Consider the following 25409-nt stretch of genomic DNA (forward strand, 5'->3'; position numbering starts at 1 on the left):
GGACGAACAGCGATGACAGGTTCGACGACGCACGGTCACGACTCCGGGTTCAGCACGGGATGATGTAGCTCGGATCTGTCGTCTCGTCCAGCCACTTCCCGTACGCGCCGCCACCGGCCGCGCCGACTGCTGTGCAGACCTCGGACTCGGTGCGACCAGCAACCCGATACACGGCGTATATCGCATTGCCCTCCGCCGTTGCCTGACGCAGCGACGAACACGAATTGTCGGTCCGCAGGTACTGAGCACCCGGGTTCCGAGCGAGTTGGTCGGACACTTCCTGCTCGTAGCTGCCGGGTGCGGTCGCGGAATACAGAACGACGATCCCGGTGCCATCGCAGGACGGAACAGTCATCGGAGTAGCCAGATCGAGGTCACCCCGCGTGGTTCTGCCCTGCCCACCCGCGCTTCTCGGCACCGGGGCTGCAGGTTCGCCGGGCACGGACTGCCCGACCCACCGCGCCAACTCCTCGCCCAGGGCACTGCTGTAACGGATCGAGGTGATCGGCGGGCCCGTCACGTCGAAGGCGACGACGCCCTTGATGCGGTCGCCCGCAGACACAGTTTCCGCGAGGAGTTGACCGTCGACGGTTCCGAGTGCAGCCCCGTACGCCGTGCCGTCGGACGCCCGCGCAGTGAAGTAAAGGGGATTGACACTGGTGGCGCCGTCCACAACCTCCACGGTGACCGTGATTTGCTGCAGGTCACCGGCAACCGGGAAACCGTAGACGGACGGCTGCGCGGGCGAAAGGCCCTCGACCGTCACCCTGGTCCTCACTCCACCGTCGTCGACGATCTGGGTGGCACCGACAGGTGCAGCGTCCTCCAATGGCGCAACGGCGGCTGTCTGTCGGCCGGTGGCGGTGCCCACGCGACCACCGCCGTCGGACTCGTCGACGACGTGGCCGCAGCCTGTCACGGCGACAGCAAGGAACGCGAGGACGGTCGCCGACATCCGGTCCCCGTATCCAGGCCTGCCGGGGCTCGACGCAAGCCGTCTGACGTCGTCGCGGCGATCGCGAGTCACCACGCGTCTGCCGCCACGCGCTGAGCCGCGGTCGACGCCAACGACGTGATCGCGTCGGCCAACTCGGAATTGCTCTGTCCACCGGACAGCCCGGGAGTAACCGGCACGGACGACATCGTGACGCTGAAGCTCACCGTCCCCACCGACCATGCCGCCTCGACGAGACCGAACTCGTCGTTGACGATGGCGCTGCCACCGTCGAGGGCGATCAGCCGGCCGGCGTCGAGAAGGAAGTCGTTGGTAGCGAGCTCTGCAGATTCAACGTCCCCCGCCGCACTTGCTGGATCGGCGAACTCGGTCGCAGTGAATCCGACTTCGCCTTCTGCGGTCGAGCACACCCAGGAAGCAGAGGCACCGTCGGGGAGATGGGCGGTCGGGTCGTCGGTGACATCGCCGAGTGTCGCGTTGAAACCATTGCGAGTCAGGGCTTCTGTGTCGATCAGCGCGCAGGCGTCACGACGACGAATGTCGGTTGCAGCGGCGAGGGAGGATTCACGCTTCTCTCGATAGTCCGCAAGCGAGCCATCCGGATCCGGAAACTCGACACCACCGGGGCACTGATCGATGTAGGAGGTCGCTATCGCAGGCGTGTCGGTGCGGCCGTCAGCGCCGGCGACGGGCTGTCCCGAATACATGATCCAGCACGGCCTGCCAGTGCCGTAAATATCCTGGTCCGACTCGGGCGTCCAGTCGAAAGCGGTGACCTCGTAGTCCGCAGCGTTCGCGTAGCCGTAGCAGTAAGCCGCTGCCGTCTCAGCCAGGTACGACTTCACGCATTGGTCGGTCAGAGACACGATCTCCTCGTAGTCGACGGTGTCTGCCACGAAACGGACGTTCGACTGACCGCCCTTGGACTCTTTCGTGACGGACTCCGTCCGCACCATAGATCGATCGAACGTCGGTCCGGCATCGGGCGTCGGCGATTCGATCGAAGTATTTGTATCGCTGGGACTGGCAGGGTCGGACGCAGGGGTATCGGCCGATGGTGAACCGCACGCAGCGAGTACCGCTACAGCCAGAGCAGAAACGAACAGCCCGCGCTTCGAATACAAAGCTTCCTCAACTCGCAATGGACGGCGACGCGCCCCTAGGTCAGCAGTACGTCCGTGTTGTCGCCTCTGTCCCGAACGGCGTTACACGAAGGCCCCGATGCGCTGCCATGCTGGAGGGGCTCGCGTCACGCGCTGCGACCTGCAGGAGCAACCCACGTCGGTGACAAAGCCGGATGCAACTGCGTCCAAGGGCCGGCGAGTGACGGTCACGGTCCGTTGGCTGTCGTCTTCACACGGCATCGTGGGATGCGCGGCAGGCGCGGTGGCCTCGGCATCCGCCGCCGCATGTTCGGGAACGGCGCTGTCGAGTCGGGCTAAGACGTGCGCATGTGATCCGACTTTCGAGAGCGGTATCGGACCCGTTCGGCTTGTCCGTGTCGAGCTTCGCGGCCCCGGATCGGTTTCGCCGCAGCAGCCGTAGTGTCGAGGCATGGCAGTGCGCGCGGGTGTGGTGGTCACGGGTAGCGAAGTTCTGGCTGGACGGGTCAGCGACCGCAACGGGCCGTGGGTAGCTCAGCAGCTCTTGGCGATGGGTGTCGACGTCGCTCATCTGACAGTGTGCGGCGATCGGCCGACCGATCTGACGGCCCAGGTTCAGTTTCTCGCCGACCAGAAAGTCGACCTCATCGTCACCACAGGCGGCCTCGGCCCGACTGCAGACGACCTCACGGTCGAGACTGTCGCCGCGCTGTACGGACGCGAGATGCATCTCGACGTCGAACTCGAAGGCCGCATCACGGCGATAGTCGAGCGCTGGCGCAGCAGGCTCGGCAGTGTCGCCGACTCCGAACCCCTGCGAGCCGGGGTACGCAAGCAGGCCATGGTTCCCGCCGGAGCGCAGTCGATTCCGCCGACAGGCACGGCACCGGGTGTGGCGATCGCCGACGAGTCGGGGACACTCCCCGCGGTCCTCATTCTGCCGGGACCGCCCTCCGAACTGCAGGCGATGTGGCCGGAAGCTATCCAGAGCGCACCCGTCGCCGCAGTGCTCACGAGGCGAGAGTCCGTTGTCGAAGCCACTATTCGCGCTTACGGACTGTCGGAGGCCGACCTCGCCGCAACGTTGCGCACCGCAGAGAGTTCGATCGCCGGGTTCGGCGACCTGGCGATCACCACCTGCCTGTCGCGCGGTGAACTCGAGATGGTCACTCGTTACGAGGAGTCCGCGGCCGCCGCGTACTCCGAGGTGTTGGCGCTCATCGAGAAGCACCACGGCGCGCAGCTCTTCTCGACCAACGGTTCCACCATCGACGACATCGTGGCGACTCGGGCCAGCGGCCGCCGGATCGCGACCGCGGAATCGTGCACCGGCGGCATGATCGCCGCACGGCTCACCGATCGGGCCGGCTCCTCGGCCTACGTGGTCGGCGGCGTGGTCTCCTACGCCAACGAAATGAAGATCGGCTCCCTCGACGTCCCCGCCGCCACGATCGACGAGCACGGCGCCGTCAGCGAACCCGTGGCCGCCCGCATGGCCGAAGGTGCGCTGCACCGCGTCGGTGCCGATGTCGCCGTGTCGACCAGCGGCGTCGCAGGTCCGGGCGGCGGAACCGAGAGCAAGCCCGTCGGCACCGTGTGCTTCGGCATCGCTGTTGCGGGCCGACCGACCGTCACGCGGACGCTGCGTCTACCCGGTGACCGCGCGAGTGTCCGGGCGCTCTCGGTCACCGTCGCGATGCACATGCTCGCGGACGCCTTGGGCGACGCTTGAACGTCATCGAACCCCGCACACCCGCGCGGTCAGTTCACCTTTGGCGAGTCTCTACCCAGCAGAAGATGCATTGCCGATTCCACGCCTGTCGGTCGTGACGACGACTCGCGTCAGCCCATGTGGACCGGGGTGTCCCCGGCCGGTAAATCGGTCTTGCGGGCTCGGACCAACACCAGCACGATCGGTGAGATCAGGACGACCATGATCGCCGCTGCCGCGAACGCATGCGCGTAACCGGAGACCTCTGCGGAGAACATGTAATCGATCGTCGAGGTGACGAAGTTGCGGATCGGCTCCGGCAAGGCCGCGAGCTCGGAGTCGGGCGGCACGGTCTGCGAGGCCAGGGCCTCCGGGGGCATTCCGGCGGGCGCCACGGGGGCAGTGTTCGACGACAGATACGACGATTTGGCGGACGTGTAGATGGTGGTGAAGACGGCGGTTCCCAATGCTCCGCCGATCTGCAGGGCCGCGTTGACCAGCGCGCTGGCAGCGCCGGCGTCGTGATCGGCGACGCCGATGAGCGCGACGTTCTGCATCGGCACCATGAGCAGACCCAGTCCGAGCCCGAGGAGCACCACTCCGGGAAGCACGTGCGTCCAGTAGGAGGTGTCCACGCCGATCTGGGTGAGCAGGAGCAGACCGATGGCGGAGGCAACGGGTCCGGCGGCCATCAACGGCTTCGGCCCTACCCGGGGCATCAGCGCCGACGCCGCGGCAGCGGTCATCATGATGCCGCCGGTCATGGGGAGCGACGCGACACCCGCGATGACGGGGCTGAATCCGAGGACGATCTGGAAGTAGAAGGTGAGGTACAGGGTTCCGCCGAGGAGCGCGGCACCCACGATCGCCGATCCGAGGTATGCCGACCCACGGTCACGATCGAGCAGGACACCCAGCGGAAGAAGCGGATTCGGGGAACGCGACTCGACCACGACGAAGGCGGCGAGGAGAACGATGCCCAGCGCGATGAAGCCGAGGGTCGCGAGGTTGGACCACCCGTCCTCGGCCTCGGTGAAGCCGTAGACCAGTGAACCGAGCCCGAGTGCGACCAGGATCGCGCCGGGGACGTCGTACCGCGTGTCGCCCTCGGCCTTGCTCTCCTTCACCAGCGGGATGGCGGCTGCTGCGGCGATGATCGCGACGGGGACGTTGACCAGCAGGCACCACCGCCAGTTGGCGTACTCGGTGAGCACGCCCCCGAGCAGCAGGCCCACGGCCGCGCCGCCGCCGGCGATGGCCCCGAAGACGCCGAACGCCTTGGCGCGCTCCTTCTCGTCCGTGAACGTGGTGGTCAGAATCGCCAGAGCAGCAGGGGCGAGGAGGGCGGCGAAGACGCCCTGGCCGGCGCGGGCGGCGAAGAGCTGATAGCCCTCCTGCGCGAGTCCGCCGATGGCCGAGGCGATCGCGAATCCCGCCATGCCGACCAGGAAGGAACGCTTTCGACCCCAGTAGTCCGCGATGCGGCCGCCGAGCAGAAGCAACGCACCGAAGGCCAGCGCGTAGGCCGTGATGACCCACGCGCGACCGCTGTCGCTGATGCCCAGGTCTTCCTGCGCCTGCGGCAGGGCGATGTTGACGATGGTCGCGTCAAGCACGATCGTCAGCTGCGTGATGGCGACGATGCACAGCACCAGCCAGCGGCGCTCGTAGTTCGGATTGGCATCGTTCTTCTGGGAAGACACGATGTCGGGATTGGTGGTCACGGGCGTGCCTCGGTCCTGAGAAAAAGTCTGGTGGGGTCGTCTGATCGACGAGCCGAAAATGTAGCGTTGCGGACCGACAACGGTCAAACTAACTAGTTGGTTGGCGTACGATTCGGGCTGTGAAGTCGGACACGACACCTTCGCCCACCGCCTCTGCCACCCGCGAACGCATCCTGATCGCCGCACGCCGAGAGTTCGCCGACCACGGCCTCGCCGGCGCGCGCGTCGATCGGATCGCACTGGCGTCACGCTCCAGCAAGGAGCGCCTGTACGCGTATTACGGCGACAAGGAACGGCTGTTCGGCGCTGCACTCGATCACGGGTTCCGGGGGTTCGTCGAGGCCGTGGAGTTCACACCACGCGACCTGCCCGGCTACGCCATGAATGCCTTCACCCGTCTCGCGAGCGAGAAGGACGAGCACAGGATGCTGCTCTGGGCGCAGTTGCAAGGCCATTCCCCCGCAATCGAGCACTCCGAGGTGATGCAGGAGCGCGTCCGCGAGGTCGAGCAGGCTCAACGCGACGGGTTCATCGACTCCCACTGGGGTGCGGCAGATCTGATGACAGTGATCTTCGGGGTGTTATTCAGTTGGTTCACCACACCGGACCTCGGTCATCCATCCCATCGCCATTGGGACGAGGCCGAGATTGCGCGGCGTCGTCTCGTCGTCGGCGAGGCGGTCCGGAGAGTGGTGGAGCCTCGGTCGGAGCTGTAGCCCGCCGTCGCAAACCCTGAAGCGGCCGTGAAGTCCATGGTGGGTAAGGACCCGCAGACCCCGCCGGAGTCGGTGCTGCTCCAGCAGTGGCAGGAGACCATCCCGCTGCTCACCACCGCCAACACGGAGGTCAGGCACCGGGCGGCAACGCTGCCGTCCGCAAGAGCCATCTCGCTGGGGGCGAGATGTGCGGGATGGACAAGAAGGCCGCCGCAGACAAGGCCGACCAGCTCATCGAGATGACCGGCCTGACCGGCTTCGAGAACGCCCTTCCCCACGAGCTCTCCGGCGGCATGCAGCAACGCGTCTCCCTGTGCCGGGCGCTGCTGCACGAACCCGAAATACTGCAGATGGACGAGCCCTTCGGAGCTCTCGGCGCCCTCACCCGCGAGAAGATTGAACGTCGAGCTGCACCGCATCAGCGGGAAACCGGCACGACGGTCATGCTGGTCACCCACTCCGTCTTCCTAACCAATCGGACGGTCGTCATGAGCCGGCGGTCCGAGAGGATCGTCGACGCTATCGAGGTACCTCCCGGCGCACCGGAAGTGCAGCGCGACGATGGAGCGGCGGGAGTTCATCTCCGTGCCAATACCGTGCGGGAACTACTCGGGGCGACGAGCGTGGACTGAGGTTCAAGCTGGAGGACCTACGACGGTGGTCGTGGGTCCTCTACTGAACCCCTGCCGAAGGCAATGGCACAAAGCAATGACTCTGAGGGATTCCGAGAAAACCGCACTTTTTGCTGGAACCGACCCGTGCCGCCAAGCGATGTACGGCGAGCAGATGCCAGGGCAGCTGACATCCGGGGATCGTGGTGGTGGTCAGAACGATGCCGTAGCACCATAATTTTTCGAACCCCTCGATCTCTGGACGATACGCGACGAGTCGAGATCGTTCGGATGGAAGGGGTGCTCCTCCCCCGACGCAAACCTCCCACGTTGGCACACAATGCCACCGTCCATCGCGGCTTGTCGCACGGGCCAGCCAGGCACGAGGTCATTCGGCAGGGAAGCTGACAAGTACTACTGGATGACGCCGAGGTTAGGTGGCACTGCCAGCGGAAGTTGAAGGGCCCCTCCTCAATCGGCCGGATAATCTAGTCTTGATGACCGCGTGCTCGGAGGCCAAACCAAATAACGATCCGGTCAATGCCTCGTTACTCATGAACGCCCTGGTGAGTTCCTCGTGCGTGAGGCCCTGTTGATCGGCGAGCGCGAGCATCTGGCCAACGCGACACGCCATGGCCGTGCTGTAAACCACTCTGACCGCCTTCCTAGCGTCCTCGTGCTGCGGCGGCGCGGTGTGTTCCACCCAGTAATTCGTTACGTCCTCGATAAGAGGGAACCGTGGATCTATTACTACCGTGCCGAGCTGTCCCGTCCTACCGGGGATGTACTTCACTCCAATACGGGGACGCTGTTCCACTTCCTCGTCGCTAAAAGCGTCGGGACTAAAGTGGCACTCAGGAATTGCCGCAGGCACCTTTCGCGAGTCGCCGGGGTCGTCGCCCCCTTTGTTGCCGGAAGCGGCCAACCCACGACCACCGCCGGGGGCGGGCTGACCACTCACCGCATCATCGGCGTTGCGTTTGCGGCGCATCCCGTGTGCACCGATTGAACCCTCGCCTTTTGGCGTTCCTGGCGTCGCCCCGTTCTCCTTCGGGGACCAGATTACCCGCTTGAACATCTCCATGAACGGCTGAGCAACCTTGTCGATGACGTCCTGGTCGACGTCCGTGTGGTCGTCAGGAATCGACGCCTCGATCGCCTTCACCACGAAGTCCGGCATGTTGTCTATAAAAGACTGCTCGAACAACCCCCAGGGTAGGTCCCGCCCTTGAGTCGCGAACGTACGCGGTTGCACATAGTTCAACGACGTACGTGACGAGGTAGGAAATACCCCGCCGCGCGGATCGTTAACATCATCGGCCTGCCGGGGTTCGATGATAATCGAAAGGCGCCGATACACCGATGCGGACGAAATCCCAAACTTTTGGTAATCTCGGGCTCCATCGCGTCGGTGATAGAGTTCGTTCCTGTAGAGCACCGAGATACCAGGACGCTCAGCTAGCCGGCGGCCACCGCCCTTCTGCACCGCGTCGGCGGGAATGAGGTTGACGAACATCCGGCCTCCATCAGGCAGCGTTATCGTCGCCGCCTCCGAATTCCCCTTCTGTGAAATAGCGCCGGACATCAAAATACCTGTTGGGCGGACAGGCTCATTGAGCACGCGGCTGTCGCTGTTAGCGATCGATCCGTCGAGAGTGGTGCGACCGAGGCGGTCACGGCGCCGACTGGCCCAAGCCTCGACGTCCGACGTCCGTGGGTCTTCGTAGCGCAACTCGACGCCGGCGGGGTGAGCGTAGTAGCGGTGAGTGAGGTAATTCGGTCCAGTGTGGGTCATCCAATTCCCCTCTGGTCCAAGAAAAGTGTGTTCCTGTCCGGTGTTGCCCAAGAATAAGAGCATCGTGCCCGTGCCGACCTCGCCAGACTGTTCGTCTGTGTACCCAAGCCAATCCGGACGATCGGAAATAAATTCATCAAAAAGTTCCGCAGGTGCAACCTCGCTTCGTAGCTGCTTTCCATCCTCAAGCCACGACAGAGTCGCCGCCTCGTAGTAACCCAGTGCTTCAGATCTGTCGGGCACGTATCGGAGCCACATAAGCTTACCCTCGGGAAATTCGGCGGTCCAACTCGCAACGATGACGCCGGCCTTGTTCCATGGCAACGTCGATACGCGTACACCCATCGCGAAGTTACCATGGAGATCACCCGCTGCTTGGTTCTTTGAACTGAGATCCAGCAGTCCAGCCATATAGTCGACCATCTCATCGCCCATACCGCAGCCGTTGTCGTAGTACACCATTCTATATCGTTTAGGCCGTATGGTGTACGGGTAATGGTCGGGAACTTCTTTTACAGACCAGTCCGCCGCAGCGCTCGGCCAGTGAATACCCAACTGCATCTTGGTCGCTTGAGCTTCGAGCCCATTTTGGACGAGTTCTCGAAGAAACTGAGTGTCATCGCCCTCCCGGTAGCTACGCTCGATTAATACTGCGCCCGCGCGCGCGCCGTCAGCTGAAATGGCTCTCGCCACGTTACTCCTCTCGTCCCGCCACAGTCTTGCAACCGATGCTCGCAGTCGCGAGGCGCCGTATGACTGGCGGTTGTACTCGAACTTTGACGGTTCGACGGTACTTGTCAGCCTCGGCACCCGCCTGGTTTTCCTCCAACGAGCACTGCCCACAACCGGTCCCCGCGTTGACTATCGTTCGCACAGACGCGTGCTCGCGCCTCACGGAAGCCCCGAGTGCGCCACACGGCTGCGTCCGTTCTGCCGCATGAAGCGGAAGGGCGCCCATTCTGGGTGTTGATCGACAGGCCCTTAGTCACCCTCACCCGCAAGATGAGGAACATCGAGCTGCGTCGCATCTGGCGGGAAAGCGGAAACAGCTGTTGTGCTAGTCACCACTCCGCCGACGACGCGGTCGGCCTTGACACGTGTGGTCGTTGAGCGCGCGGCCGGGTCGGACCGTCTACTGCTGCGACGCCGCCCTTCTCACCATACCGGTAATCGCGCGACAAAATAGCGGCCCGGGATTATCCCCGCTGCCTCCGCCGTACGCGACTTGTTTGGCGCGTCGACGAGTGCGAACTGAAGAAGATCTCCCGCATCGGGCTGATCGTCAGCGACGAAGTCGGCTACATCCCGTTCGACACCGGCGCAGCGAACCTGTTCTTCCAGCTCGTGTCGAGTCGATACGAGAAATCCTCGATCTTGCTGACCTCGAACCTGCCGTTCGCCCGTTGGGGAGAGGTGTCCGGCGAAGCGACCATCGCCTCGGCGATGATCGACCGCATCGTTCACCACGCCGACATCATCGCTCCCAAAGGCTCCAGCTACCGCATCAAATACACCACGATCGAGTCACTACCTTCCGTCGCCGCCGACCGCGAGGCAAACTCGACCACCTAACACCTGCTCACTTTTCGACCGGAACAACTGCTCAAATTTGGACCAGAGCTGACAACGGTTCGGCGGTTGCGGCCGGTGTCCGAGACCGACATGCGGCGTCTGTACAGCGCGGATATCTCAACGCCCTCTTCTCATGGGAGTGAGCATCAGATTGCGGGTCTCCCTCGGGGTGCTGGATTGTGGTCAGAGACCACCAACAACTGAGGAGGCCCGCCGTCATCGGCGGAGCCACACAAGTGAGCACTTCTGGAGATCAGATCTGTGCGCTTTCACTGAGCGTTGTCAGTTCCTTAAGGGCGATGCTGATCGGGGACCAGACCGGCGCCCTTGCGGGTTTCTTCACATGAATGCAGTAACGGACGGGTCGAGTCTAGATGGAGCGAGGTGGAGCGCCCGGAGTATTCTTTGGAAGCTCGTTTCGGAGTCGCCATCATATTCATTAGCATCTGACAGCGCCACAACCAACTGACGCGGGGACTCCAGTCCGTGATCGCCTAGCTCCGCCGGGAGCTGAGTCCGCAGCGTGATCCCGGCGTAGTCGTCTGAGACGGGCCGCGGAGCGGTGAATCTGTCGCTGCGGCCCAGTTGGTCATGCCGAGTAGTCGAACTGCTCCAGACGTCGACGCGCCACTTCCAACTCGTCAAGGTCGAACAGCGTTTCGAACCGTTCATCGAGCACGAGCGCTTCAACGGTGAGGTCGAGACGCCCGCGTTCCCAGAGCGAGGCGAAACCATCCGACACCGTGGGCGAGGCCAGCAGCTTCTTTGCGGTCGCGACCGGTCCGATCTCGGCGAGCATCGAACGGAAGTAGGTGGCGTTGTATCCGGCCTCGCTGCGGCCGCGTTCGTAGCCGGTGATCATGTGGCGGCCTAGTTCAGCCGCCAGGTCGCCGTCGGTCGCGTCGACCACCTCCGCGGTGTCGAGCTCGACGTCGGTACCGGCCGCAATCTCGTTGCGGCGAGCGACAAAACCGAGCAGAGAGTCCACGGAGGTGAACACCTCGTAACCAAGCTCTTCGAGCCTTGTGAGATCCGCGTCCTCCGGATCAAGCTCGAGTATTACGGGATTGCCCTGGCCGACCTGCAGACCGTCAGACCAGAACGCTTCGGCCACTGCGAGTACGCGACCTGTAGCGGGATCGGCAATTTCGGCATCGACCGTCGGCTCTGCGTATCCGAGACGGCGCAGTTCGGCGACCACGTCTCGGACCTGCGTCGCGCGAGGGTCGTCGGCCTCGTCCACGACAACCACGACGGGTGTGAGGTCCTCCTGCTCGACTCCCGTGCTTGCACCCGAAATCAGCCCGTCGAGGAAGGACTGCGCGGCGCCGGCCAGCAATTCGCGTCGTGCGGCGAGGAAATCGAGGTAGTTCTCGACCTTCCATAGGTTCGGATCCGTCGGAATCCACTGCGATTCGAGAACGCCGGGGTGCTTCGCTGCGATTTCCGAGAGGTAGTCCTCCGGTGCGCGCTTCCCGATCTGAAGGTTCGTGATCTGGGTGAGGAAGCAGAAATTCGCCAGCGCGTTGATCTCGCCGCGATCGTAGTGATCACGGAGTAGCGCCTTCGGAAAGATGTGGTGGATTTGCAATGCTGAGAGCTTGCCCAACAGTTGGGCTTTGAGCTCCAAACCACTGCCGAAGTCGCGTGCGCCGCTGACCCGGGTCAGAAGGTACAGCAGCGGATAAAACCGCGCTCCGCGCGTCGAACCCTCGAAGTCGTCCGGTCGAACCTCCAAGGTTCCACCGCGTGTGCGTTCCAGAGTGGCGATCAATCCGTCGATACCCGCCCGGCCAGCTGTCTCATAGTCCTGCTGCAGGTACGTCTCGGTCGATCCGCTGAACCTGCCCCACAACGCCGTGTGGACGTACCAGTACAGAACCTTGTCACGATGCACCGCGTCCTGGAACTGCCCGCCATTCTGTGAGAGCAGATAGGAGACGACGGGAGTCGCGTAGCGGCCCATGAGAACTCGGTCGTGGTCCAGGCCGAGTCGACCGGACACGGCGTCGAGGAATGTTCCGATGTGCTGCACCGATGCGGTGAGTGCCTGCTCGAACTGGGACGCTGAGACCTTTTCCAAGGACGAGAAGAGAGCGCGTCCGGTGGCGACGGCAGTGGCGTTGCGGAGCAGCCAGTCGAGGGAGAAGTCGTAGCCTGCGGACTTCCAACGCTCCAAATTCCCGCGCATGTCAGTGCGCGCCTCCGGCCATTCTGCACACAGCTTAGCCAGCGCGAGGTCGCCCTTGGATAGCTTGGTGCCTCCGGAATTGACCTTGTTGAAGATGTCGACGACCTCGTCTACCGACTTGTTCGCGCCGGTGATCTTCTCTTGATTGAACTCGCGGTCACGAACCTGGTGAAGCTGGTTCAATCGATTCAAGTAGCGAGTGGCTTGTTCCTGATCTGCGGCGAACCGCGGCAGAAATGAAACGGGCCCGTTCCCAGGTGCGAACAATTCCTTGACGCTGATCCACTGCTGATCACCTGACATCTTCGACGGGGCGTAGAACTCGAAGACTTCGTCCTCGACGTTGAAGTAGAGGCCCGTAAATGCAGAGGGATCACCCTCGAAGAACGGCGGCGGAGTGCCCCGCATGACGCCGTACATCGACGTGACGCGCTGCTGCCCGTCGAGCAGGAGCTGCTTCACCCCGGCCGAGGCTGCGGAGCCGCGAACGGAGATACCGTCGGAGTTCGTTTCCCACATCAGCAGCCCGCCGACGGGGTATCCGAGGTACAGGGACCGCATCAGCCCACGGACCTGGTCGCGGTTCCAGACGTAGCCGCGCTGAAATTCCGGAAGCAACACCGTTCCCGAGTCGATCTCGTCGAGCAGAGTGGAGAGCTTCGGCATGGTGGAACCTTCCGTGAAGAGCTACGTGGTAACTGACTATCTATCAGATCAAGGGGACGACAAATCGACTCGGTTCGCCGTGCCAGGTGACAAGGAGCTGTTCCCGTGCGCGAGTGCAGGCGACGAACAGTAGGCACCGTTCGCGCTGGAGGTCGCGGTCGCGGGTCTGCTGGTCATCGTCGGCTGCGGTGATGGCGCTCGGTTCTGGTACTGCGTTGCTGCCAACTGCCACAACGGCGAGGCACCGGAACTCGAGTCCTTTCATCCGGTGCATGGTGCCGACGGATACCGCCTTTGCGGCGGAGGTGCTCTTGGCGAGCGCTCGGACTGGAATGTCCGCCGCCCGCAGCGCTTGCTCGACTTTGTCGCAGTGTCGTTTCGAGCGCGCCGCGATCCCGATTTCGCTGGGTGCGACATTGGAGTCGATCCACCCTTTGACGACCTCGACAACGTGGCTCAGTTCGAGGTCTCGGGTAGAGAACCCTGCGGTCGACGGGGCATCGCCGTGAATGTCGGAGCGGCACCCGGCGATCGAGTCGAGCCCGCCGTCCATGTCGTCGATCTGCTCTCCGCGAATCACCCCGAGGCTCCATGCGAGTATCTCAGCGCTGGTCCGGTAGTTGACGGACAGCTTGCTCGAGCGCCCGGTGACATTGACTCCGACCTCACGCAGACTGACGTGATTGTCGTAGATCCGCTGGTGGGTGTCACCGGCAAGAAACATGTCATCCTGGCCTTCCGGGACTGCGGCGCGGAGGAGGCGCCACTGGTCGGGGCTAAGGTCCTGTGCCTCGTCGACAACAATATGTCGGTACGGCTTGTCAATGCGGGATTCGAGCAGCACAATCGCTTCGCGACGGACTGTCTCGTGGGTCCAGACGCCACGAGTCGTGAGCGCGGTCTCGAACTTCCACATCGCCTGCCACACCTGCGCCTTCTGGTTGGCGCCCAGGCGTCGTCCTCTGCCCGTGCGCTTTGCGGCGAGGTACTCGGATGCAGTGGAGACGCGCTGCGCCAGAACCACCTGACGCCACTCCTCGGCGAGGAACGCCGGGGTGAACGGCACGGTCAGCGAGTCAACGATGTCTCGCCACAACTCCTTCTCGTCTGCGTTGGCGAGAAGGCGCGGGGCGCCGTGCTGCTCCCGGAACACGCGGTGAGCGACCCGGTCGACGTGCTGCACCACGATCCGCGACATGACGCTCGAGTCCTCGACCAACAGCGTGATGCCGGTCTGCAGGGAATCGGCGAGTGTCGAGGTGAAGGTGGTGATTAGGACCTTCCCCTCGGCGCGTTGCGCGAGCCGCTGCGCCCGGTGCAGGGCCACCACGGTCTTCCCGGTCCCGGGTCCACCAGTGACGCGGGCCGGGCCACGGAACGTCGCATCGGCCACGGACTGCTGGGTGGGATGCAGGTAGATCCGCCACAGCGCGAATGGGTTGGCGAACACGGCCATCAGCTCGTCGGGTCCGTCCACCAGCACGACGCGGTCACGGCTGCGGCGCACCGCGGCGTCGATGTCGTCGGTGTCCACTGGCTCGTCGAGGATTGCGGCACCGAGATCGGACCACACCTCCTCGGGGCTCATGCCCGCAGCGAGCCCGTACAGCACCTCCCATTGGATGGCGGGCAGGAAGGCCTGTGCTGCTTCCAGCTGGGTGACGTCCGTGAGGGCCCGCGCGAATGTCAGCGTCTTCTCATCGACGCCCAACTGCGTGAGGTCCTTGTCGGCGACATCCTTGAAGATCGGGCCGCCTGCGGGTGGCGATGCAGCCGTTATCGTCGAGAGGGACTCGTCCAGCGCGGCTTCGTCACGGATCTCGATTCCGCCTGTTGCCCGGTTCACAGAGATGGCGCGGCGCTTCGCCCAGTCGTAGGCGTCGTCGTGGGGAAGAACCTTCAACAGGACGTAGGTATCGCCTGATTCAGGGGCGAGGACGATACCGCGCCAGAACTGGTTGATTCGGATCGAACGGAATCGCTCGTTGCGGGCGTTCTGGATCCTTTCGAGATGCAGACCGGCGTGAGTGGCGGACTCGAATTTCTCGAACACCTCGGAGACGCGCTCCTGCACAGGCTTCTCGAGTTTTCCCAGGTCGAGGAGGAAATCTCGATCGATGGCGAGGGATGGCATAACTCTCACTCTCGGAGGTTGCGATACAGAGAAGTTTTAGCGACCGAGACGGTCCAGGTCGATCGTGGTAGCCGTCGTTTCTGTCGGTTCCGGCGGCGGTCGCATCGTGGACGACCAGGGCACCCGCCCCGCCCGGACGCCCTCGTACTTCGTAGCCTGCTCGGGAGTGATACGGCGAAGCGTCTCAAGCCTAACGAAGTAGATGAGTGACCATGTGCCGTCATTATCGCCGGCAATCACCGCGCTGGGACGGTAGTGGGTGACCTGGCTACGCACCGCTGCCTCGACCTTGTCGAGTGACTCCGAGACGAACCACGGATCTGATCGTGCGACGCTGAAGTGCTCGCGGCTCTTCCACGCTCCGTACATCGCGACTCCTGTGTGCCGACGGCGATCCTTCGCACTGTTCTTTATCAGACGCTGGCCGTTCAGTGCGTACTCATTGCCGACCAGGAACGCGATTGGCGATTCTCCTTGCGAGTTGGTCGACCTGACCGAGGAGTTGTGCCGGTGGTTCGGCGAGGTCGAGAGTGTGACAGAAGATGACGACGCCGGCGCGGCGCACGGTGTGTGTTCGGACCTGTTCGTTGCCTTTCGCATAGACCAGGTGGCCGTGCTCCAGCCCGAGCACGGTGCAGTAGGCAAGCATTTGGTAGAGGTCGGCATCGGGGAAACCGTCGGGTCTTTCGGCCTTGTACTTGGCGTCGACAACGGCGCGACAGCGGTCGTGAGAGCCCAACCACACCAGGTCCGGCTTCATACGCACCTCTAGGCTGTCGTCAAGATGTAGTGGGTGTTGAATCGCGTAGCGACCGCCTAGCGTGGCCAGTGCATCACCGAGCGCCGCGCACACGAAGTCCTCGAAGATTCTCCACATGTCGAACATGAACCCGGTGACGGTCAGGTCGCCGGCCCGGTGTTCGAATGACTGCGCGGCGAGGATGATGTCGGCCAGACGAAGCGCGTTGTGGTAGCGGGTGTTGAGGCGGCTCGGTTCCCATGACGGATGCACTTCTCCACGTGTCGGCACGGTGACGTCGGCAAGTGCGACTCGTAGTCTCATTAAGCGCCGCCGGGTTGCCACGGACAGCCCGGCGACCGTTAGTAGCCGCAACGCAGCCGCGAGCAAAAGCCGGTTCTCAGCGATGTCTACGGTGAAGTCGTCGTACTCGACGGCGAGGGGTACCGGGAGTCCGAAGCGCCGGGACATCTGTTCGCCGGCCAGAACGCGGCCGCGCAGCACCGGCAGGACGTCCTTCACGGTGCGGTAACCCTGCAGCAGCCCCTGCTCGGTGGCGCGTGCGGCCAATCGGGAGAACGCCTCGGCCAGTGCGGGCAGTAGCTCGTCCGCTTCCGTCAGCCGGACGTGGTCGTCGCGCCAGATGTCGCGGTTGAGGCTGTATCCGAGCAGGAACACGAGTCGGTTCAGGTCGGTAATCTTGGGGCGGACGATGACTTGTGTGTCACCGACCGACACGGCGCCGATCTTGCGACCCGCCGATATCGAGTAGATCCCAGTCTCCAGGGTGGGGGTGATGTCGACGATGGCGAGGCTTCGGAGCGTGTAGTACTCGATTGGTGACAGGCGGACGGGTTGAGGCGGACCGCCTTCAGTCAGTATCAGAGTCGTTGGTCTCATCGCCCGATTTCGCAACATCGTTGGTGCTGAGGGCCTTTCGCAGCGCGTCCAATCCGTACCGTGACTGGACGTTGATGCCGCGGTCACCGTAGTGGAACTCCTCGAGCAGAGGGAGTATGGCGGTGCGCCAAACCCGATCGAGACCTTTGTCGTGATAGACGGCATCCCGCATGAGGTATGAGGGGCCGATCTTGTAGTCGTCGTCGTCGATGCGCGCGTTCAGGATGTCTAGTAGGTCTGCTGATTCGGATGGACGGTTCGTTGCCTGCAACCAGCTTCGCAGGATGCCCGACGTGGGCGGCTCTGATGGGTGCAGCGGGAGGAAAGCGAACCGGCGGCGCATGGCGGCGTCGACGAGAGCGATGGACCGGTCGGCAGTGTTCATCGTCCCGATAAGAATGACATTGCGCGGCAACCTGAACGGCTCGGTATTGTCGGACCCATAGAGTAGGTCGATGCTCTCGTTGCGGTACTCGAGCAGGAAGTATAATTCGCCAAAGATCTTGGCGAGATTACCGCGGTTGATCTCGTCGATGATGAGTACATACACCGCATCGCGGTTGTCGGTGGCGCGGTCGACGATGGTGCGCAGTGGGCCGGGGCGCAACTCGAATCCGACCTGACCAGCGACTTGCTGGGCGGGGCGATAACCTTCGAAGAAGTCTTCATACGAGTACGCAGGGTGGAATTGGACGATCTTGACGTTCGATTCTCCGGCGAGGTGCCGCGCTAATTCCTTGGCGATGTAAGTCTTCCCGGTGCCGGGCGGGCCGTAGAAGATCAGTTGTGGGCGGTCCCGCAGCAAGTCGACGCATTCCTGCAGCCACTCCTGCGGTACGTGCAGGCGGCGCGCGAGATCTGCACTGGCATCGGGGAGGTTGAGCTCCGTGGCCGGCCTCACAGCGCGACGTTGTCCCATGATTTCCCTGAGTGCATCGATCTGCGGGGTCAGATCCACGACCTCACCCTGTGCGTTCAGGCGCGCCGCGATCTCGAGCGGAAGGTCGGTGCTCGGCCGAGTCACCGATTCCCACTTGACGGGTCGGCGCAGGTTCGAGCGGCCGTCGCTGCTCCGCACGTATTCTGCATCTCCGGTGACGGTGCCGAAGAATGCCTTGCCTTGACTCACGGTGACGACGAGGTCACCGGGGTGCATGCGGGCCAGGAAGGAGTAGAACTCATCGAGCTTCTCCTGACGTACCGCGTATCCGGATGCGCGGTAGTCCTCCTCGACAAAACCCTTCAGCTCGTCGCGGGTTACTTCCGGTTCGACCGGCCGTAGAAACTTGGCTGCCAGGGACACGGTTCCTTTGGTTCGCCAGATGGTCACCATGTCCACGCCAGATACGTTGGATCCGTTTACTTTCCACGCGTGCATGACTTGATCGCTTGGCTGGGCCAAAGCCGTTGCCGTGCTTGCATTCTTCGACGCTCGCTCCAGAACGTCCGCAAGGAACGCGGATGCATCAGGACTTAGTGATGGGTTCTTGAGCATTGTTGTGATCCTGCGGACGACGTCGGCAGCCATCGTCGCGGCCGTAGGCGCCACGCCTTCCAGTACTGCACGTATGACAGCCCGGTAGTTGGAGACGAACCCCGGGGTTGAGACACCCAGTTCGGCCGCGATCTCTTCAGGTCTTTTACCGGGTCTGTCCGCCCTGAAGACGTCGCCGAGTCGCGACGTGTCGGTGCGGAGAATCTCCTCGATTTCTCGCCGCACATCGGAACTAGCCGCCCGAGTAGAAGCTCCGTCATCGTTCATGTGTCACCGCCTCCCGGGCAGTCGAATGCGCTCGTCGGTTGTCTGGTCAAACCGCTTCGAACGGCAACGATTATGCGTACGGTTCGCCGGAATCGATAGCTCGCTGCATAGCGTCGTACTGTTCCAGAATCAGCCGCTTGGTGCGATACTCCCCGTACTTCGCCTCGTCCTTACGTTTGACGATCGGGAACGTGTCCATGATGTAGCCGACGTCGTTTCGGTCGACGCCGTAGAGGTGGAAAAAGGCAGCATCTAGCTCTGCGAGTATGGTCTCGCGAACTGCGGTGTCCCATTGGAACGGTTCACCTGGGTGTCCCAACGAATCAGCGAATTCCGTCATGTCATTTGCTGAGAATGAGAGGGCCAGGACGCGCTGATCAATCCAGCTGCCGACGGAGGCACCCAAAGTCCACGGACGGGTGGAAGTCATGATTTCCGGGCCAACTACTGGTAGCTGTTTCACAATGTAGAACAACATGTTGAGTCCAGCGAGCTTCTGTCGTGCCACGAAATCGAATGCGAACGAATTGAAGCAGCCGAGTAGACGGCTCGCGCCGACCGACTCGGCCAAAAACACAGAATCACCGGCTGCACTCCACGGTATTGCGCTTGAGATAAAGGTGCGATTATTTGTTGGGCTTGTGATTCGTAGAAAGGCAAGGAACCACGACCCACGACGCTCAGGCATCTCCCGCGCGTGCACCCAGTACATTGGCATTGCGAAACGATTCGAGTCCACATGCTCAGCTTCGGAAAGATACTGAGGTTGGTTCTGTCGCTTGACGGCTGTTGCACTCTTGATCACGTCGGCTGCTCGATGATCGTACGCGGCAATCATCTTGGCTTCGTACAGCGGGAGCATCCGCTCCTCGCCCCGTTCAAAGACGTTGCCGTCAAGGGTCCAACCGTCGGCTTCCAGTTCGTCGCGGGTGTGGAAGAGGTGCGAGTCGTTGGACATGTGGAACATCGTCGAGAACTTGATGCCCCATGGGTTGCCGCTCACTGGGTCATTCTCGTTGATTAGGACCGGGACGCGGCGGTAGATGCCGAGGGTAATTTCGGCGTCCCGGCGCGAGCGGAAGACCGGGCACGTGCCGGTGTTCGGGTTCAGGAGGGTGATCTCCTCAGGACTCAACGTGAATCGGGTATTCGGGCGCTGCAGGTCTGTTGGGTCGTGGGCGAAGAACGCGAAGTCGGCCCGCGACTCGCGGCTATCGCGGCCCGCGAGCGTAAGGAGGCAAAACTTTGTCCGGCTATCCACTCCCTCGAACAGGGGCTTTCGGTTCTCGAAGTCGTAGAGGCTCGCTATCGAGCCGTGCTCCACAAGGTCCTTGAAGAAGAACTGGGTAGTGGCGTCGGTCGCGATACCAGTTGGCAAGATGATGCCGAGACGGCCACTGGCCGCAAGCAGGTTCCGGTCCGCCTCTGCGAACACCGCGTAGGTGTTGATGTCGCCCCGACCGGTGAGGGGGTAGCGACCAGAGGTGCGCAGGATGTGGGAGACACCCTCAGAGCGTCGCCGCTCGGCGATGAACGACCGGTGCAGTGCCGGGTTTGTCTCCGGCAACTTAGCGATGAGGCGCTTGCGCGCCGCCGCGTTCGGGGCCGTCGCGATCTCTGGATCCCTTGCCGCGAAGTACTCCTGTTCCTGAAGCTTCACCCGCTCCCACGGGGGATTGCCGATCACCACGGAGAAGCCACCCGCCCAACCGGTTGTTTCGTTGATACTGTCACCAACCGGAGCCTCCGTCGGGAACAAGTGCGGGTACTCCAGGTGCCAGTGGAAGAATCGATACTCCGCAGTCAAGCGTGCCACCTCAGAGGTCTGCGCCTCGCTGAGTGCCTTGCCGTTGCTGAGTGCCGCAATCGTCGCGTGTGTGATCGGGCTCGGCGCGTCCGGTTTCAGGGGCCACACAAACGCCGCGCACCACGCGTCGGCGGCCAGGCGCGCTTGGCGGTACTCGACGGAATCCGTGTACGCCTTCAGGCGTTGCTGCTGCACGTGAACGTCCGACAGGGACAGAGAGCTCGCACCCACGACCTGCTGCACCTTCGCGGCCAGATCGGTGTTCGCGGCAATCGCGTCACCAAGGTCGAAGAGGCTGCCCTGGTTCCTCCGTTCGGCCTTATTCGCGCGAATGCTCGCGCTCGCGATCGCCTTGACGTCGCCTTCGATCGGCTTGAAGGCCTCGTCCGGAAGGCCTTCCGCCAGCAGTGCGGGTGTTGCACCGATCAACGCGTTACCGACCTTGATCTGCGCGTCCAGATACGCCAACGGCTTGCCGGGTTCAATGGCCTCCATCCACAGCGACACCTTGGCGAGTTCCGCCGCGAGTGGGTTCACGTCGACGCCGTACACACAGCTCGAGACGACAGATCTCATAGCTGTCCGCACTTGTTCCGGTGCAGGCTCTGGATCGCCCGTGCGGATCGCAGCGACCCGCTTCGCGATCCGTCTGGCCGCGCCGACGAGGAAATGTCCACTGCCACACGCCGGGTCGCACACCGTCACGGCGAGCAATGCTGCCACCTGGCCTTCGGACGTATCGGCGGACTTGACCGCGTCGTCGAGCACCGGGTCGAGTGCGGTGTCCAGCAGCGACTCCACCAGCGATGTCGGCGTGTAGTACGAGCCTGTGTCCTTTCGCTGGTTCCCGGATGCGATGTCGAGGGTGTACTGCTTCATAGCAGGATCCCACTGGGGCACGAATTCGAGCAGCGCCTCGTAGATGCTGCCCAGCTCCTCGGCCCCGAGGTTGCGGTAGTCCACCACTCGCAGCACGTCGGATCTCGGTTCCCGCACCAGAGACAGCGAGCGCACTGCCGACAACAGATACTCATTCGACAGCTCGCAGTCAGCGAGGAAGTCCAAGCTGCCGGTTTCGAAGAGGCCACCGACGCCGGGCAGCCCCAGCTCCGGTCGGCCGCGCTCACTGCCCAGGCTTTGCCACACCAGCGTCAACGCCTGCCAGCGGTCACCGTACCGGCCGCCGCGCCGCCGCCGCGCCGTGCTGCGTAGCCGTGCGGTGGAGAAGTAGTCCAGGTACCGCTGGCGTGCCTGCGGATCGGCCTTCGGGTCGAGCAGGGCACCGCGATCCTCGGCGACGAACGTGAAGAGCAGCCGATACACCACCCGCAGGAGCGCGTGATTGACGTCCGAGACCGAGGTCTCGCCGACGGCGAGGTCATCCCGCAAGGACGCATTCGCCGGGTGGGTGAGGAAGCCGACGCCGAGGGTGCGAAGCGCGTCCACAACTCCGTCCCGCAGTAGGTTCAGTGCACGAGAACCAGATTCGACTGCCTCGGTACGCCACTGCTCCAGCCGGCACGACGCCGGCCCTACCTCCGTGTCACGGACCTCCACCCGTGACACCTGACACAGTGTGTACAGCAGCAGGAAGTCGGCAAACAGGTCGCCGTCGAAGATCGCCTCCAGGTCGAACTCCACGTACGCCGACCCGACGAGGGAGGTCGAGTCCCGCAACAGCCGCAACACCTGACCGTTCGACAGGATCGCCCACAGGTGATCGTCGCTGCGATTCAGCAGCTCCTGCACCATCGACTGTGGGGACGACCCGGCCGCACCTGCGAGGCCCCGGGTACGGGTGTCCAGCGAGGTACCGGAACCGAGTAGGTGGATTGGGGTGGAACCCCACAGGTGGGAGACGGGGAACGGATGCCCCTCGACCTCGATGCCGCCTTTCCCGGTGGTGGGAACTCGGCCGTACCCCAGCTGGTCCAGCAACACCAGTAGGAAGCGTTCTCGGGTCAGTGCGGTGGTCGGAGCGTCGGCCGGGAGCTGGGCCAGAGCGTCCCGATACCCCGTCCACACGCCCCGTAGGTACGCCCACACCCGGTTCGCCGCGTCCCGGACCGTCTCGCCGGTAGCGAGGTGAAAGTCCTTTGGTACGAGTGCGTTACCCGCCGGGTCGAGACCGCTCGCGAGCTGCGACGGCAGGTCGGCCGGGAGCAACCCACCCTGGATCCGGACTCCGACGAACGGCTCGCCGCTCACTTGGCACCCTCTTCGATCGACGGAACGAACACGAACACACCCAACACGTCGGCCCCCGCCTCCGGGGTCACCTTCAAACCACGCACGATTTCTGACGACGCCTGCCGCACCCGACGGTGTGCCGCCAGAAGCTGCTCGGCCAGTTCGGCGCCGTGCGCGTCGAGATGCGGCCGCAACCCGTCGAGCCCGTCGATGACCCGGGTGACAAACTGCCGTGCTTGCTGAGGAGGAACATTCCCGCTCGGGGTCGCAGAGAGCAACGCACCGGCCGCGTCGGCGTCCTGCCACTTGGCCTGGGCCGGGGCGCCCTCGAACGCCAACGTCGCCACGTCCTCGGCCACCAGTTGCCGGGTTCCGGTGCGGGACGGCAACTCCAGGTGGAAACGGAACCGCGCCACCAGCAGCGTGGTCCGCACCGATACCGATCTCGTTCGGACCACCGCGCAGCGCCTGGCCGGCCGCACCGCCTCGTCCATCCCGGCGTCCAGCGACGACTCGAGCACGTACTGTGCGATCGCCTCGACCGTCGCGTCGGTGCGGGTCAACACCGCGTCGCCCCGGCGGACCGGGAGATCGTCCGCGAACAGTAGCGGGTCGTTGCGGTTCGGGGGTAGCGCATCCTTCAAGCCCAGGGGCAGCGGCGCCAACGTCGCGGTGAACCCGTCGCCGGTGCGGCTGATCGCCGACCGCAGTGCCTGCAGCGCGTGTTCCACGCAGGTGGCGACGTCCTCGTGGGTGCCGAGCGAGGCGCGGGCCGCGGTCACCTCCGCCGACACCTCCTCCGGCTTGATCGCGTGCTGCGCGTACTTCGACTGCGCGAGCTTCTCCCGCTCCGCCGTCGACTCCCACTCCCGGTACAGGCTCAGCTGCTTCTCCTGCACGTCGAGGTCCAGGGACAGCTGCTCCGCGTCGGCCCCGCGCAGCAGCAGACCCTCCATCAGTGCCTCCACCACTGCGGAGTTGTTGTCCGGCACCGGAACCGACACGCCCGTCGCCTTTCGGATCGCCTCGTGCTTGCGCAGCAGGACCTCCAGCACGATGCCGTCGATCTGGTTGTCACGCCCGTACAGGGTGACGGCCCGCACCTGCTCGGCTCGCTGACCGAATCGGTCGACGCGGCCCTCCCGCTGCTCGTGCCGCGTCGGATTCCAGGCGAGGTCGTAATGCACCACCGCCTGGAAACTGTCCTGCAGGTTCACACCCTCCGACAGGCAGTCGGTCGCGACGAGAACGTGCCGGCCGGTGGTGGCGGTCAGTTCGTCGATCCGCGCCACCCGCTCCGTCGGCGGCAGCGTGCCGGTGACCGCGCGGACGGTGACGCCGCGGCCCAACGCCTTCTGCAACTGCTCCTCGACATAGTCTGCGGTGTCGATGAAGCGGCAGAAGACGATCGGATCGCAGCCGTCGTCGAGAAGCCGCTTGACCTCCTTGACCAGCGCCGTGATCTTGCGGTCCGGCTTGCCCTCCAGTTTCGCGGCGTCGGCGAGGAACCCGCGCAGCCGGCGGGCGGTCGCGTTCCCGGCGTCGCCGTTGTCGGCACCGGGCGTGGTGTCCGCGGCTTCGATGGCCTCGTCGTCGGCCTGATCGAGGACGATCGCCCGGCCGATCGCGTCGGCCTCGTCCGGCGAATCCGCGGCGGCCGACGCGGCCCGCGTCCGCAGCGTCTGCGCCGCGGCACGCGGCGACGACGCGAGCGCACGGAGCAGCGCGAGCGCCGACCACCAGTTCACCCGCTTCGTCAGCTCGCCGTCCCCGGCGCGCACCGTCTCGCGGGCATAATCGAGAACCTTCGCGAACAGGGCGTGATACTCCGGCGACAGCGCGTACGGCACCTCGCGGGTGAGCCGGTCCTTCGGGAACGGGGTGTCCTCGTCGAGGTAGCGGCGGATGTCGCCGCGGCGGCGCTGGACGAAGTGCCGGGCCAGCAGTTCGCGGCCCTTCCGATCGTCCAGGTTGACCGTCTCCAGCGCGGGATCGAGCAGCGCCAGCAGGTTCCGGAACGCCTCCTCCTTGCCGGAGTGCGGCGTCGCGCTCGCGAGGATCAGGTGCCGGGTGGGGTCCTTCGAGAGGTCACGCACCAGCTCGTACCGCTGGGTGCGTCCTGACCCGCCCTGGCCCGACGCCGCCACACAGGTGTGCACCTCGTCAACGATCACCAAATCCGGGCAGGTGCGCAGGAACTCGTGCCGCCGCCGTGAGTTCTTGATGAAGTCAGTGGACACCACCGTGATCGGGTACCGCTCGAAAATCGACTCGGTGCCGATCCGGCCCCGCTCGAGCCGCCGCACCGTTGAGGGCAGTACCAGCTCCGCTTCCATTCCGAACTTGTTCCGCAGTTCGGACTGCCACTGCTCGGCCAGCGCAGGACTGCACAGCACCGACAGGCCGCGCGCCTGGCCCACCTCGAGCAGTTCCGCCGCAACCAACCCCGCCTCGATCGTCTTGCCGATGCCGACGTCGTCGGCGATCAGCAGACGGACGACGTCCTGCCGCAGCGCCATCATCAGCGGAACGAGCTGATACGCCCTCGGCTGCACCGCGATGGATGCCAACGAACGGAACGGTCCCGCGGTGGAACGGAACCCGATCCGCATCGCGTTGGTGAGCAACTGGGCGCTGAAGTGGTCGCCAAGATCCTCGGCGTCCGGCGCGGGAAAGGTCGCAGGCGTGACACCTTCGGTGACGAGTACGCCGGCGATGTCGTCGTCCAGGCCGCCGAGCGGCCTGAGAACGAGGAAATCATCGGTGCTGTCGGGCAGGACCACCCACTCGCGGCCACGCGCGGTCACCAGGTTGCCCGGTGCGAAACCCATTC

At 64.0% G+C, this 25409-nt stretch carries 13 protein-coding genes and 1 pseudogene; 4 read left to right on the plus strand and 10 right to left on the minus strand.

The window, feature by feature from the left end; genetic code table 11:
- Positions 1–49: 49 nt before the first annotated feature.
- A complete protein-coding gene (locus HQ603_RS07150) occupies positions 50–955 on the minus strand; it encodes a DUF1942 domain-containing protein (RefSeq protein WP_222683850.1) in 906 nt (301 codons plus the stop codon).
- Between the two features lie 68 nt (positions 956–1023).
- A complete protein-coding gene (locus tag HQ603_RS07155) occupies positions 1024–1851 on the minus strand; it encodes a hypothetical protein (protein ID WP_222683851.1) in 828 nt (275 codons plus the stop codon).
- A 658-nt stretch (positions 1852–2509) separates the two neighbouring features.
- Here HQ603_RS07155 and HQ603_RS07160 point away from each other — a divergent pair.
- Positions 2510–3790, plus strand: coding sequence for a competence/damage-inducible protein A (locus tag HQ603_RS07160; protein WP_222683852.1), 1281 nt, complete (start codon positions 2510–2512; stop codon positions 3788–3790).
- A 110-nt stretch (positions 3791–3900) separates the two neighbouring features.
- Here HQ603_RS07160 and HQ603_RS07165 read toward each other — a convergent pair whose 3' ends face one another.
- Entirely contained in the window at positions 3901–5493 is a 1593-nt protein-coding gene (locus HQ603_RS07165) for an MFS transporter (RefSeq protein WP_222683853.1), read from the minus strand.
- A gap of 119 nt (positions 5494–5612) precedes the next feature.
- Between HQ603_RS07165 and HQ603_RS07170 the strand changes: the two genes are divergently transcribed.
- Positions 5613–6209, plus strand: a complete 597-nt coding sequence (locus tag HQ603_RS07170; RefSeq protein WP_222683854.1) for a TetR family transcriptional regulator — start codon at positions 5613–5615, stop codon at positions 6207–6209.
- A gap of 194 nt (positions 6210–6403) precedes the next feature.
- On the plus strand, positions 6404–6841 hold the full coding sequence (locus HQ603_RS07175) for an ATP-binding cassette domain-containing protein (protein ID WP_261773501.1): 438 nt from the start codon (positions 6404–6406) through the stop codon (positions 6839–6841).
- Between the two features lie 412 nt (positions 6842–7253).
- Here HQ603_RS07175 and HQ603_RS07180 read toward each other — a convergent pair whose 3' ends face one another.
- Positions 7254–9308 (minus strand): hypothetical protein, encoded by a 2055-nt coding sequence (locus tag HQ603_RS07180; RefSeq protein ID WP_222683855.1) that lies wholly within the window; start codon positions 9306–9308, stop codon positions 7254–7256.
- A gap of 555 nt (positions 9309–9863) precedes the next feature.
- Here HQ603_RS07180 and HQ603_RS07185 point away from each other — a divergent pair.
- Positions 9864–10187, plus strand: a pseudogene (locus tag HQ603_RS07185) (ATP-binding protein); the annotation flags it as partial.
- Positions 10188–10776: 589 nt separating this feature from the next.
- Here HQ603_RS07185 and HQ603_RS07190 read toward each other — a convergent pair.
- From HQ603_RS07190 to HQ603_RS07215, 6 genes are all read right to left on the minus strand, one after another.
- On the minus strand, positions 10777–13044 hold the full coding sequence (locus HQ603_RS07190; RefSeq protein WP_222683856.1) for a GmrSD restriction endonuclease domain-containing protein: 2268 nt from the start codon (positions 13042–13044) through the stop codon (positions 10777–10779).
- Between the two features lie 43 nt (positions 13045–13087).
- On the minus strand, positions 13088–15178 hold the full coding sequence (locus HQ603_RS07195) for a UvrD-helicase domain-containing protein (RefSeq protein WP_222683857.1): 2091 nt from the start codon (positions 15176–15178) through the stop codon (positions 13088–13090).
- A gap of 439 nt (positions 15179–15617) precedes the next feature.
- Positions 15618–16817 (minus strand): McrC family protein, encoded by a 1200-nt coding sequence (locus HQ603_RS07200; RefSeq protein ID WP_222683858.1) that lies wholly within the window; start codon positions 16815–16817, stop codon positions 15618–15620.
- Entirely contained in the window at positions 16789–18579 is a 1791-nt protein-coding gene (locus HQ603_RS07205) for an McrB family protein (protein WP_222683859.1), read from the minus strand. The genes HQ603_RS07200 and HQ603_RS07205 overlap by 29 nt, the downstream gene beginning before the upstream one ends.
- Positions 18580–18649: 70 nt before the next feature.
- Entirely contained in the window at positions 18650–22594 is a 3945-nt protein-coding gene (locus tag HQ603_RS07210) for an Eco57I restriction-modification methylase domain-containing protein (RefSeq protein ID WP_222683860.1), read from the minus strand.
- Positions 22591–25407 carry a helicase-related protein gene (locus tag HQ603_RS07215; protein ID WP_222683861.1) on the minus strand — a complete coding sequence of 939 codons (2817 nt, stop codon included), beginning with the start codon at positions 25405–25407 and terminating at the stop codon, positions 22591–22593. Before HQ603_RS07215 ends, HQ603_RS07210 begins: the two co-directional genes overlap by 4 nt.
- Positions 25408–25409: the final 2 nt, after the last annotated feature.

Origin of the sequence: Rhodococcoides corynebacterioides, from assembly GCF_019834675.1 — a bacterium.
GTDB classification, from domain to species: domain Bacteria; phylum Actinomycetota; class Actinomycetes; order Mycobacteriales; family Mycobacteriaceae; genus Rhodococcoides; species Rhodococcoides corynebacterioides_A.